Consider the following 12,177-nt stretch of genomic DNA (forward strand, 5'->3'; position numbering starts at 1 on the left):
CATTGCACCACGCCCCGGCAGGATCAGTCGTCCGCCTGCTCCTCGCCACCCTGGCGGCTCATGCCGTACTTGCGCATCTTTTCCACCAGCGTGGTGCGACGGATGCGCAGGCGCTCGGCGGCCCGTGCGACGATGCCATTGGCATCGTCCAGCGCCTGCTGGATCAGCCCCTGCTCCAGGCTGCCGAGGTAGTCCTTCAGGTCCAGCCCTTCGGGCGGCAGCATGGCGTGGCTGGCGAAGTTCGGCGCATGCCCGTTGATCGCCACGCGCTCCTCGAGATCGGAACGCAGGCTGTCGACCAGTTGCTCGTCTTCGTCATCCACATAGCGGAACTTCTTCGGCAGCTCCGCCACGCCGATCACCCCGTACGGATGCATGATCGCCATGCGCTCCACCAGGTTGGCCAGTTCACGGACGTTACCCGGCCAGCCATGACGGCACAGCGACATGATCGACGCCGAGTTGAAGCGGATCGAGCCGCGCTTCTCGTGCTCCATGCGCGAGATCAGCTCGTTCATCAGCAGCGGGATGTCTTCGACCCGCTCACGCAATGGCGCCATCTCGATGGGGAATACGTTCAGCCGGTAATACAAATCTTCGCGGAAGGTCCCATCCTCGATCATGGTCTCGAGGTTCTTGTGCGTCGCGGCAATGATGCGCACGTCGATGCTCTGGGTCTTGTTGCTGCCGACCCGCTCGAAAGTACGCTCCTGCAGCACGCGCAGCAGCTTGACCTGCATCGGCAGCGGCATGTCGCCGATCTCGTCGAGGAACAGCGTGCCGCCATTGGCCAGCTCGAAACGCCCGGCACGGCTGGTGATCGCCCCGGTGAAGGCGCCCTTCTCGTGGCCGAACAGTTCGCTCTCGAGCAGTTCCGCCGGGATCGCCCCGCAGTTGACCGGCACGAACGGTGCCTCGCGCCGCTTGGAGTGGTAGTGCAGGTTGCGCGCCACCACTTCCTTGCCGGTGCCGGACTCGCCGAGGATCAGCACGCTGGCATCGGTGTCGGCGACCTGCTGCATCATCTGCCGCACATGCTGGATGGCACGACTGGTGCCCACCAGGCTGCGGAACAGGTTGGGCTCGCGCTGACGACCTCGCTCACGGGCCTGGTCATACATCTCGCGGTAGACCTGGGCACGGTGCAGGGAGTCGAGCAACTGACTGTAGCTCGGCGGCATCTCGAGATTCGAGAGCACGCGACGACGCAGGTCCTCGGGGAACTCCGCGGAAGAAATTTCACCCAAAAGCAGAACCGGAAGGAACTCATCCCACCCGACCACTGTCTTAAGGAGCCCCAGCACGCTGGCCGGAGCATTTACGGTCCCGATCAGGACGCACAGCACTTCGCGACTGGAAGACAAACCCTCGACCACCTGCTGCCAGTCGCCGCTGGAACAGGAGAGGTTATCTTCGCCGAGAAAATTCAGGACCACCGCCAGATCGCGGCGGCGTTCGCTGTCGTCATCGATCAGGAGAATCTTGGTTTCACGCCACATGCAATAGCAACTTCCCTAGTCATATCGGCGCCCAGAGGGCGTGCACGACATCATTCCGACTGAATGGTCAGTGTTCGGACGTCTGAATTTCGAAAACAGCCACTAGTAAAGTCAAAAAGGCCTACACAGTCAAATTTATGGCGCCTTTTGCTCAGTTCGGTGCATCTTAACTGAACAAATGGTAAACCTTCGACGCATTCTTTGCTTGATTGATCTGGGTCATTTCATCGGCGATGGCCTGGCGCTCACCGATGGTCGCGTCGAGCAGCTCGCGGTAGACCTGCAGCAACCCTTCCAGGCGCTCCTTGACCAGGTCTTCATCCAGCGACGGCGCGCCGAGCATGTCGTCGATGCAAGTGCGGCAACTCTCGTCGAGCCTGCCGATGGCATCCCAGTCCTTGGCACTCAGGGCGCTCAGCAGAGCGTCGCGGGTCTCGTCGAATCGTTGCAGTTCGCTGCTCACCTTGCTCTCCCTGCGCGGCTCAGCCGGCTTGTTGCGCTTCGGCGATCGCGTCCCAGCCGCTCTTGACGGTGATCAGCAATTGCGCGACCTCGTCGATGATTGCCGGATCGTTGTCGATATTGGCCTGCATCAGGCGATTGGTCATGTAGGCGTAGAGGCTCGACAGCTGCTCGATATAGGCAGGGTCCGCGCTCTTCTGCGCATCCAGGCCGTCGTTCAGGCCGATGATGATGTCGATGGCCTTGCCCAGCATCAGGCCTTTTTCGGCGATGTCGCCGCGGGCCAGCGCACCTTTGGCCTGGGCCATGCGATCGAGCCCACCCTCCATCAGCATCTGCACCAGGCGATGGGGCGTTGCTTCGGAAATCTGGGCATGGGAATTGACCTTCTGGTACTGCCGAAGGGCTCTCATGGGATTCATCTTGCGACCTCGTAGCGGGCAAAAACGACTGGTTTCATAGTCCCTGTATCGGGCCGGCGGCAGAAAACTTTACCTGCCGCCGAGGTGAAGCCGGACATCATGCCCGGACTTCACGGGACGATCACGGATTATTTGTCGCTCTTGGCGTTGTTCAGCGCGTTGAGCGTGCCCAGCACGTTGTTCTGCTGCTGGCGCAACTGAGAGACCAGGGTATCCATGCTGTTGTACTTGTCCTGCAAGCTGACGCGCAGGGCTTCCATACGCGTATCCAGGGTGTCCTGCTCGGTCTTGAGCTTGGTCAGGCTCTCGCTCAGCGCCTTGGAGCGCTCGGCCAGGGTGCCGGTGGATGCCTTGGCATACGGTTCGGTCGCGGTCTGCAGGCGTGCCAGCAGGCCATTCTTGCCATTGAAGATGCTGGTCAGGTCGGCGGCGTTGGTGGCCGCGGCCTTGTCCCACTTCTTTTCGTCCAGGCTGAGCGTGCCGCCATCCTGGGACGTGGTGACGCCAAAGGCGGCGAGCGACTTCATCGTGCCGTTGCCGGAAAGCGCGTTCATTTCTTCGCGGATCGATGACATCAGCGCGCGCATGGACGCGTCGCCGGTGAGCGCTGCGGGCGTCACAGTGCCGTCAGCGTTCTTTGTCACCCTGGTCTCGGCGTTTACCGCCTTGAGCAGCGCATTGTAGGTGTCGATGAAGCCTTTGAGGCCCGACTTCAACGCGGTGGAGCTGGTGGTCAGCGAAAGCGTGGTCTTGACGAGCTCTTCGCTATCCTTTTCCTTGGCGGAAACCCCCACCAACTTGATATTCAGCCCGCTCACCGCATCGCTGATATCGTTGGTCTTGGACTCCATGGGGATGCCATCGAGTTTGTACTTGGCATTCTCGGGCTTATCCACAACGGTATACCCGGTATCGATGCCCGAGCTCCCCGACAGGGTGATATCGGAACCCACCCCCATCTTGTTGGACGTGATCACCAGACGCGAACCCGAGGCATCGGTCAGCACGTTGGCACTCAGGCCGGCCGTGCCGAACTGACTGTTGATCGCCTCGCGCACCTGCTGCAGCGTGGCGCCCGGCGGGATACTGACGTCGTGATCCTTGCCATTCTGGGTAATGGTCAGCTTGGTGCTGGTAGTACCGGGATTGACCACGCTATTCGCACCGCCGGCATATACCTTGGTGGACACTTTGGACGCAGACGCCAACCGCTCTACCTGCAGGTTGAACGAGCCAGTGGCCGCACCAGCACCAGCGGTGATGGTCGCCACCTTTTCATCCGAGGACTTCAACGCCAGACCACCGAAGCTGTTGTCGTTGGTCATGCTGGTCAGCGCACCACGGAAGGCATCCAGGGCCGCCTGGATCTTGCCGATCGAGGACAATGTGGTGGTTGCCTTCAGTGTCTGGGTATTGATCTGTGCCTGCTTCGGCGCCTTCTGCGCGTCCACCAGGGACTTCACAATCGCCTGGGTATCGATGCCCGATCCGATACCGCTGATTGTTGAACCTGCCATCATTGCTCTCCTTGTTCGGTAGCTGCCGGGTCCTTGACGACTACACGCCGCAAATGACCGACAGCAACAAAAATCATGCCAGCTTACGCCTTGCCGTCAAACAGCAGGCTGCCGGCTTCGCTGAGGCTTTGTGCCAGCTTCAGCGCCGTTTCCGACGGGAGCTGGCGGATCACATCACCAGATTCGGTGGCGATCACCTTGACCACGACCCGGCCGGTGGAATCATCGATTGAAAAATCCAGCTTGCGCTGGCTCGATTGGACGAAATCACGGATATCGCCAACCGCCTTCTCCAGGTCCTCGCGGGTGTGCGGCTTGTCATCGACGGCCGCGGCTTCCGGCACCTTGACAGGCACCAGTGGGTCCTTGGCAGTCGCCACTGCCTGAGGCAGCACCGGAGGATACACCTGGTTCAGCTTGACACTCATGTCCATGCTTCGAACTCCTCATGTCAAAAAAGCGAAAGGGCACGTAAACGCGCCCTTCCACCTCTTACTCAGGCGCCTGAATTACTGGAGCAGTTTCAGGACCGAGGATGGCAGCTGGTTAGCCTGCGACAGGATCGCGGTGGAAGCCTGCTGCAGGGTCTGCTGCTTGGTCAGCTCTGCAGTTTCCGAAGCGAAGTCCACGTCCTGCACGGTCGAACGGGCAGCGGTGGAGTTCTTCTGGATGTTCTGCAGGTTGTCAACGGTGGTGGTCAGACGGTTCTGGGTAGCACCCAGGCCCGAACGGACGCTGTCGATCGAACCGATGGCCTTGTCGATAACGGCCAGGGCGTTCTGAGCCTTGGTGGCGTCGGTGACGTCGGTTTGCGAGATGGCGGTCTTGGCGGAGGTAACGGTCGCAGCACCGAACAGATCAGTAGCGCCGCCCAGCGAGAAGCCCTTGGCCGAGTCCAGGGAGATCTGGCCGGTAACCACCATGGCAGCACCACCCAGAGCAGCACCAGCAGCGAAGTTGCCGGAGCCGTCTTTGGCGGCGATCGAGATGTTCGCCTGGGCGTTGGCGTCAGCAGCCGAGAAGTTGATGTTCTCGCCGGTGTCCGACTTGATGCTCAGGGTGCCTTTGGCTTCGTCGTAGTTGACGCTGATGCCCAGTTTGGCGGCGTTGGATTTCAGCTGGTCAGCCAGGCCTTTCTGGTCGGTCACGCCAACGAAGTCAACAGTGCCGCTGGAACCGACAGACAGCTTGAAGTTGGATGGAGTGTTAGCGGTAACGTCCAGCTTGACTTCAGTGCTGGCGGCTGCAGTCAGACCACCGATCGAACCGTTCAGGTTGCTGGCGATTTGCTTGGCGGAAGCGCCAGCAGCGTAGGCGACAGTGGCGGTCTGGCCGTTACCGGTAACGGACAGGCTGCCAGCGGCAACGCCGGTTGCGCTTGGCGGGATCGCGGTGCTCTTGACCTGCTGGGAACCGATGTTGCTGGCAGCAACGTTTTCCAGAGTCAGGTTGATGGTTTCGTTGGCGTTGGCGCCGACCTGGATGGCCTTGGTGCCGTAGGAGCCGTCCAGCAGCTTCTGGCCACCGAAGGTGGTGGTTTCCGAGATACGGTTCAGCTCGGCGGTCAGAGCCTGGTATTCGTCGTTGTTCGACTTACGGTCGTCTGGGCTCAGGGAGCCAGTGGCCGAGGACAGTGCCAGGGTACGCATTTTCTGCAGGATGTCGGTCGAAGCCTGCATTGCGCCTTCGGCGGTCTGGGCGATCGAGATACCGTCGTTGGCGTTCTTAACTGCCTGGCCCAGGCCGTTGATCTGGCTGGTCAGACGGTTGGCGATCTGCAGGCCGGCAGCGTCGTCTTTGGCGCTGTTGATGCGCAGGCCGGAAGACAGGCGCTGCATCGAAGTGGTCTGGGCGCTGCTGGCCTTGTTCAGGTTAACCTGAGTAGTAACCGAAGCAATGTTGGTGTTTACAGTTAAAGCCATGACGAAATCCTCGTTGGATGGGTACTGCGGCTTCCGGCCCTGGCATCCGCCGGGTATGGCCTAGAGAACCTTCGTAATGGTTATCGTCGTCTGCGTGGGTTGCTTGAGGGCATTTTCGAAAAAAAAATGCCATCACCCCGCCACCCCCATGAAATCAGGGGGTTATTGATTTGGCGGTCGCCGATCAGGGGCAGCTTTGCAGCCCATCACGGGGCAGGCACACCCCTGCCGGCCCCCTGTGGAACCCTTTTCCCAGGCATAAAAAAACGCCTGGCGGGACACGCCAGGCGTTTTAGTCTGAGGGCGTCGAGACTCAGGCGCGATAGAGAATCGCCGAACCCCACGACAGGCCCACACCGAAACCGCTGATGGCCACGCGCTTCCAGCTGCTGTCGAACATGTGCTTCTGCAGCAGCAGCGGCACGCTGGAGGATACGGTGTTGCCGGTCTCGAGCATATCCTTGACGAACTTCTCCGGGTGCTGCTCTTCGAAACGTCGCGCTACGGCATCAACGATCGCCGCGCTGCCCTGGTGAATGCAGAACGCATCGATATCCGAGGACTGCAGGCCGCTGGCCGCCAGCAGCTCATGCAGGTGCGCCGGCACCTTGACCAGGGCGAAGTTGAACACCTGGCGACCGTTCATGAAGAAGGTGCCATCGCTGACCTTGAGGTGCTCGGCACCCGAGCCATCGGTGCCGAAACGCGCCTCGCCCAGATGCCAGACAGCGTTCTCGCCCATCCAGGTGGCCGTGGCGGCGTCACCGAACAGCATGGTGGTGTTGCGGTCTTCCGGATCGACGATCTTCGAATACGGGTCGGCGGTGATCAGCAGGCCGTTTTTCAACCCCGCCGCCTGCATGAAGCCCTTGATGGCGTACAGACCGTACACATAGCCGGAGCAGCCCAGCGACACGTCGAAGGCCGCCACGCGAGTCGACAGGCCCAGTTTGTTCTGGACGATCGCCGCCGTGTGCGGCAGGCCCTCTTCGTCACCGTTCTGGGTGACCACGATCAGCACATCGATCGACTGCGGATCGAGCTCGGGGTTGTTGGCGAACAGCGCCCGGGCAGCCTCCACGCACAGGTCGGACGTCTCCTGCTCCTCGGCCTTGCGCGGCAGGAAAGAGGCGCCGATCTTGCCGAACATGAACTCTTCATCCTTGCCGAACTTCGCACCCTGGACGTAGTTGTCCAGGCCAGCGGTGGGCACGTAACTCGCGATGCTTTTGATGCCAATCATTCTGGCTTCCCAATGAAAACAGCCAAAGACCACCACTCGATGAATTGAGGGCGCCAACTACCGGGTCGAGAGCAATACGCCCCGAGCAGGCCGACACCAGGCTTGCCCTTTGCGCACCGGTAACAAAATGCTGCAGCAACTGCCGCATAGAATACAGGGAAGATGCACGATTTGACTCATTAGTCACAGTCAATTATCGCCAAACCCCTGCCACCACCGCGCGCCAGACACGAAAAAGCCCCGGCAGCATGACGCTGACCGGGGCTTTTCTGACGCGGATCGCGATCAGAGCTTGTTGAACAGGCTCAGTTGCGAAATACGCGAGAAGGCCAGTTGCGAAGCTTCGAGCATGGCCTGCTGCAGCGTCAGCATGATCGAGGCATCGGCCATGTCGGTATTGCCGATGGCATCCTGGGTGACCTTGTTGGCCGTGGTCAGGCTGGTGTTTTCCTGGCGCTGGATATCAAGCGAGTTGCCACGGGCACCGATCGAACCACGCGTGATATCGACCTGCTCACGGGCACTGGCCAGGTTGGCCACCGCCGAGGCGACGGCGTTCTTGATGGCGGTATTGTTGCCCGCGCCGCCTGGCGGCGCATCCAGCGCCGCGCGAAGCTGGCTGATGGTTTCCAGCACGCTCTGGTTCTGGTGATTGTTGGCATTGACCGCGAACTGGTCACCCGCCTGAGGCGCACCGGATACCTGGTAGGTGACGCCGGCCACCGTCAGCGACGGCGCGGTGAAGGTACCACTGGCAACGGGCTTGCTGTCCGCAGTCAAAGGCTGGGCATAGAACTCGTAGGTGTTGGCACCGGTGAACTTGATCACCGCCCCATCACTCGGGAAGGTGCTGCTGTAGGCGGCCGGGTCGGTCACGGCGCCGCTGGTGACCTGCGCACTGGACGGGTTGCCAGCACCACGCACGGTCGTCAGCGAATCGGGGCGGGCCTGCACGCTGAACTCACGGCCGGCGAAGACGGCATTGGCATCATCGCCTTCTTTCAGCGAGGCGGTGACCTCGAACTCGACGCCGCGCAGCGCGATGCGATTGCCACCCTCGGCCTTGCTGTCGAAGGTGCCGTTGGTGGGCGTCTCGGCGGTGACGTCATTGCCCAGGGCATCGGTCACCTTGTACTGGGTGGCGCTGGTGAAGGTGATCTTGTACGGCTGGCCAGCGGTGAAGCTGCTGTTGTAGGTGTTGTTCGAGGTCAGCAGGCCAGGCGAGAGCGCGACCTTGCCGTCATCGACCGGCGGCGTCACCAGGGTGGACTGGGTACGGCTCTTGTTCTTGGCCGAATCAAAGATGCTGAAGCCGGTGTCATTGGTCGCCAGGCTCAGGGTGTCGGACACCTGCAGGCTCAGCTGAGTCTGGTCGCCCTGGTAGCTGTAGGTGCCGTCGGCATTGCGCACATAGGGCGGCGACGAAGTCTTGGTGCCACCGAACATGTAGTCGCCGTTGGCATCGCGCGAATTGAGCAGGCCGAAGATGTTGGCTTCGATCTCCTTGAGCTCGCTGCTGATGGAGACGCGATCGGCATCGGTCACGCCAGCGCCACCGGCACGCAGGGCCAGCTCACTGGCGCGCTGCATGGCATCGTTGATGGTGGTCAGCACGCTCTCTTCCTGCAGCAGCGAGTTGTTCACCGTGGTCATGTTGCCGTCGTATTGCTTGAGCAGCGCTTGCTGCTGCTGCAGCAGGAGCAGGCGCGCGGCGCCGACCGGATCGTCGGCGGCGGTCTGGATACGCACGCCGCTGTCGATCTGCGTCTTGCTCTTCATCAGGTCGGCGAAGTTCTTGGTGTAGCTACTGGCGCTCGACTCATAGAACTGAGCGGTGGAAATACGCACGATGGCTACTCCTTACAATGCGTTGATCAGGATGCTGAAGGTTTCCTGCGCCGCCTTGATGATCTGCGACGACGCGGTGTAGTAGTGCTGGAACTTGATCAGGTTGGCCGCCTCATCGTCCAGGTTGACACCGGAAACCCCGTTGCGGCTTTCCTTGGCCGCATCGAGCACGGCCTTGGTCGCAACGGTATCGATTTTGGCCTGGTTGGCCTTGGCCCCGACCCGCTCGACCAGCGAGGCATAGGCCGAGGTGAAGCTGGAGCCGCCGCCGGAGTTCACGCCGACGGTGGATTTGGTCTGCAGCCCCAGCAGCGCCTGGGCGTTGCGGTTGTCGGACTTGCCGTCAGCATTGAAACGGAACTCGAAGCGATCACCCGCCGCCGGGCTGCCGCCGACCGTGGTCTCCATGCTGAACGTGCGCGGATTGCCACTGCCATCGACAATTGCGTTACCCGCAGCGTCACGCATGGGTACGTTGATCGTCAGCTTGTTCTCCTGCCCCGGGACAATGGTTCCGCTACCAATGAGCCCGCCCTTGGCATCGAACAATTTGTAGCCCTGAGTGCCACCGCTGGCCGCCCCGAACTCGACCCGCACCGGCATCGAATTCTTGATCGAGCTCTGAATCAGCGCGGTATCGGCCCCACCATAAATGTCCAGCTTGCCCAGGGTTGGCTGGGTAATGGTGCCGCTACCGGTGTTGTCGCCGACCACAATGCCATTGATCGGCCCGGCGAAGGCGAGCTTGTTGGCATCGGTAAGAACGGTATTGATGGACCCTGCCGCCGAACGGGTGGGGCTCACCTTGAAGCTGTCCCCGGCAGCCAGGCCACCACCGTTCAGTTTCAGGGTGAAGCCGTCGATCACCGGCGGCGGCGTGGTGGTCAGGTCGAAGTTGCCCATGTCGGTGCCGTCGGAACGGCGCACGCTGTACTGGTTAGGGCCGGTGAACTTGACTTCGTAGTCGTAGGTGGTGAGCGCACCGCTGTTGGCGATGGTCACATCCAGGTTGCCGGAGCCTGCGCTGTTGTTCGCGGAGGCCTGGCTGCGCTGACTGATTGCCAGGGCGCTGTTGATACTGGAGAACAGCGCGCTGCCGAACTGCGCGTTGGCGTCCAGGCCCTGCCCCAGCTGGCTGTTGATGCTGTCAGCGACCACCAGGGCGACACGCCCCAGCTCGTTCATCGACGGGGTGAGCACGTCGTTGCGGTAGCGCAGCAAGCCACCGATCTGCCCGCCGGTGACCACCGAGGTGACATCCGAGGAGAAGGTCGGGTAGTTGATCTGCAGATTGTACTGGCTCTGGTCCGTGGCACTAGGCACGGCGCTCAGGGTATTGGCGCGGTTGCCGGTGACCAGCGACTGGCCATTGCCCAGGTACACGTCGTAGTTGCCGTCACGCTCCTGCACGGTGACGCCGACCAGCTCGTTGAGCTGGCGTACCGCTTCGCTGCGAGCGTCGAGCAGGTTGTTCGGCGAGGCGCCGGAGGCCGACAGCTGGGTGATCTGCTTGTTGAGATCGGCGATGCTCGAGGTCAGCTTGTTGACTTGGCCCGACAGGGTGTCCAGCTGGCTGTTGATGCTGTCGTTCTGCTTGCTCATCTGGCTGGAGATGGCATTGAAGCGGTTGCTCAGGGTCTGCGCCTGGGTCAGCAGCAGCTGGCGCGAAGCAACATCGCTGGGCTTGGCCGAGGCGGTCTGCAGGGCCGAGAAGAAAGCAGTCAGCACCGAGCTGATACCGGTGTCGCTTTCGGCCAGCAGCTTGTCGATGCCGGTAATCTGATCCTGGAACGCCGCCGCATCGGTATTCAACGAGGTGGAGGTCTGCAGCTGGTTGTCCAGATAGGCGTTGTAGATGCGACGCACATCCGACAACGTGGTACCGGTACCGACGAAGCCGGCGCCAATATTGTGCGAAGCACCCGTGGTCTGGATGGTCTGCTGGCGCGAGTAACCCGAGACCGCCGCGTTGGCGATGTTGTTACCGGTGATGGACAGCGCGGTCTGGCTGGCATTCAGGCCGGAAAGCCCGATCGAGATCAGAGACATGCTTCAATCCTTATAGATTCGTGTTAGTGCCGGCCATGGCGTATTCCTGGGTTGGCCGCAGCTGCCGGGCAATGCTGATGATCTTGCGGGCGTAGTCCGGATCGGTAGCGTAGCCAGCCTTCTGCAGCTCTCTTGCAAACTGTTCCGGGTTATCGGCGGCGCCGACGGCATCTTTATAGCGGTTGTTGTTCTGCAACAGGCTGACCAGGTCGTGGAAGCTGTCCTGGTAGGAGTCGTAGGAACGGAACGCCGCCGTCTCCTTGACGAACTGGCCGCCACGGAACTCGCTGGTGATCGCCCGCGCCTCGCCCCCCTGCCAGTTGCCGGTGGCCTTGATGCCGAACAGGTTATGGCTGCTGCTGCCGTCGGGATTGCGCATGACCGACTTGCCCCAACCGGTTTCCAGCGCGGCCTGGGCCACCAGGTAGCGCGGGTCGATACCGATGCGCTTGGCCGCCTGTTCGGCCATCGGCAGCATGGTGGCGACGAAGCCATCGCTGTCACTGAACGCCTTGCTCGGTGCCAGCGGCGGCTGGGCCACGGCCCGACCGAGAATGCGCATGCCCTCGCGCGGCGCGGCGAAGGTCTGCGCCGGCTGCCAGTCGCCCCGGGCGACACCGGCGAGCGAGGGACCACTGCGACTGGGCAACGCCGTGTCGTTGCCCGTAGCGCCGACACCGGCAGCGGACGGCACGATACCGGCCAGCAAACGATCGGTCAGCTTGCCCGGCAAGGCCAGGCGCCGCGAATTGAGGGCCGCGACGTCATTGCGCCCCGCGGCGGGCTGCTCGCCGTGCACGGGCGCGGCCACGCGACTGCCCCAGAGCACCGGCGCGGCGCCATCGGTGCGCGGGAACGGACTGCTGTTCACGCTGTGCTTCTGTTTGCTCAGCTGACGCACCAGCACATCCTGCAGACCGATACCACCACCCTGGCGGGACATGCTCACCGCCAGTTGCTGGTCGTACATGTCACGGTACTGCTTGACCGTGTCGCTGTTCATCGGGCTGTCTTCGTCGGCCATCACATCGGTGGCCTTGCGCGACGCCTTGAGCATCTCGCTGACGAACAGCGACTCGAACTCCTGGGCCACCTTGCGGATGTTGCCCTCGCTGTCGCGATCGCCAGCTTTGAGCGAACTCAATCGATTGAGGTCGGTGAAGGCGCCGCTGTCGGAAGCGCCGGAGATCAGGCTTTTCGAATTCATCCCTGGCG

At 61.8% G+C, this 12,177-nt stretch carries 10 protein-coding genes; all 10 read right to left on the reverse strand.

What is annotated here, in order from left to right:
• Positions 1-23: 23 nt before the first annotated feature.
• Positions 24-1,499, reverse strand: coding sequence for a transcriptional regulator FleQ (fleQ, locus tag V0R62_RS00765; RefSeq protein ID WP_028692786.1), 1,476 nt, complete (start codon positions 1,497-1,499; stop codon positions 24-26).
• 166 nt (positions 1,500-1,665) lie between these two features.
• Positions 1,666-1,962 carry a flagellar protein FliT gene (gene fliT, locus V0R62_RS00770; RefSeq protein ID WP_330102327.1) on the reverse strand — a complete coding sequence of 99 codons (297 nt, stop codon included), beginning with the start codon at positions 1,960-1,962 and terminating at the stop codon, positions 1,666-1,668.
• A 19-nt stretch (positions 1,963-1,981) separates the two neighbouring features.
• Complete coding sequence (gene fliS / locus V0R62_RS00775) at positions 1,982-2,383, reverse strand: flagellar export chaperone FliS (RefSeq protein ID WP_028692784.1); 402 nt, start codon at positions 2,381-2,383, stop codon at positions 1,982-1,984.
• Positions 2,384-2,511: 128 nt separating this feature from the next.
• The gene (gene fliD / locus V0R62_RS00780; protein WP_330102328.1) at positions 2,512-3,900 is read right to left on the reverse strand and encodes a flagellar filament capping protein FliD; all 1,389 of its coding nucleotides are present in this window, start codon (positions 3,898-3,900) and stop codon (positions 2,512-2,514) included.
• An 83-nt stretch (positions 3,901-3,983) separates the two neighbouring features.
• Positions 3,984-4,334 carry a flagellar protein FlaG gene (locus V0R62_RS00785; protein WP_330102329.1) on the reverse strand — a complete coding sequence of 117 codons (351 nt, stop codon included), beginning with the start codon at positions 4,332-4,334 and terminating at the stop codon, positions 3,984-3,986.
• Between the two features lie 75 nt (positions 4,335-4,409).
• Complete coding sequence (locus tag V0R62_RS00790) at positions 4,410-5,822, reverse strand: flagellin N-terminal helical domain-containing protein (protein WP_330102330.1); 1,413 nt, start codon at positions 5,820-5,822, stop codon at positions 4,410-4,412.
• Between the two features lie 313 nt (positions 5,823-6,135).
• Positions 6,136-7,065, reverse strand: a complete 930-nt coding sequence (locus V0R62_RS00795; RefSeq protein ID WP_330102331.1) for a ketoacyl-ACP synthase III — start codon at positions 7,063-7,065, stop codon at positions 6,136-6,138.
• A gap of 285 nt (positions 7,066-7,350) precedes the next feature.
• On the reverse strand, positions 7,351-8,913 hold the full coding sequence (locus tag V0R62_RS00800; protein WP_330102332.1) for a flagellar hook-associated protein 3: 1,563 nt from the start codon (positions 8,911-8,913) through the stop codon (positions 7,351-7,353).
• Between the two features lie 12 nt (positions 8,914-8,925).
• Positions 8,926-10,962 (reverse strand): flagellar hook-associated protein FlgK, encoded by a 2,037-nt coding sequence (flgK, locus tag V0R62_RS00805; RefSeq protein WP_330102333.1) that lies wholly within the window; start codon positions 10,960-10,962, stop codon positions 8,926-8,928.
• 10 nt (positions 10,963-10,972) lie between these two features.
• Positions 10,973-12,169, reverse strand: a complete 1,197-nt coding sequence (gene flgJ / locus V0R62_RS00810; protein ID WP_330102334.1) for a flagellar assembly peptidoglycan hydrolase FlgJ — start codon at positions 12,167-12,169, stop codon at positions 10,973-10,975.
• Between the last annotated feature and the right edge of the window lie 8 nt (positions 12,170-12,177).

It is taken from the genome of Pseudomonas carassii (genome assembly GCF_036324045.1).
GTDB classification, from domain to species: domain Bacteria; phylum Pseudomonadota; class Gammaproteobacteria; order Pseudomonadales; family Pseudomonadaceae; genus Aquipseudomonas; species Aquipseudomonas peradeniyensis.

Coding starts and splice junctions, on each gene's coding strand:
- fliS (WP_028692784.1), bottom strand. CDS start 2,383: ATGAATCCCATGAGAGCCCTTCGGCAGTACCAGAAGGTCAATTCCCAT.
- V0R62_RS00790 (WP_330102330.1), bottom strand. CDS start 5,822: ATGGCTTTAACTGTAAACACCAACATTGCTTCGGTTACTACTCAGGTT.
- flgJ (WP_330102334.1), bottom strand. CDS start 12,169: ATGAATTCGAAAAGCCTGATCTCCGGCGCTTCCGACAGCGGCGCCTTC.
- fleQ (WP_028692786.1), bottom strand. CDS start 1,499: ATGTGGCGTGAAACCAAGATTCTCCTGATCGATGACGACAGCGAACGC.
- fliD (WP_330102328.1), bottom strand. CDS start 3,900: ATGGCAGGTTCAACAATCAGCGGTATCGGATCGGGCATCGATACCCAG.
- V0R62_RS00795 (WP_330102331.1), bottom strand. CDS start 7,065: ATGATTGGCATCAAAAGCATCGCGAGTTACGTGCCCACCGCTGGCCTG.
- flgK (WP_330102333.1), bottom strand. CDS start 10,962: ATGTCTCTGATCTCGATCGGGCTTTCCGGCCTGAATGCCAGCCAGACC.
- V0R62_RS00785 (WP_330102329.1), bottom strand. CDS start 4,334: ATGGACATGAGTGTCAAGCTGAACCAGGTGTATCCTCCGGTGCTGCCT.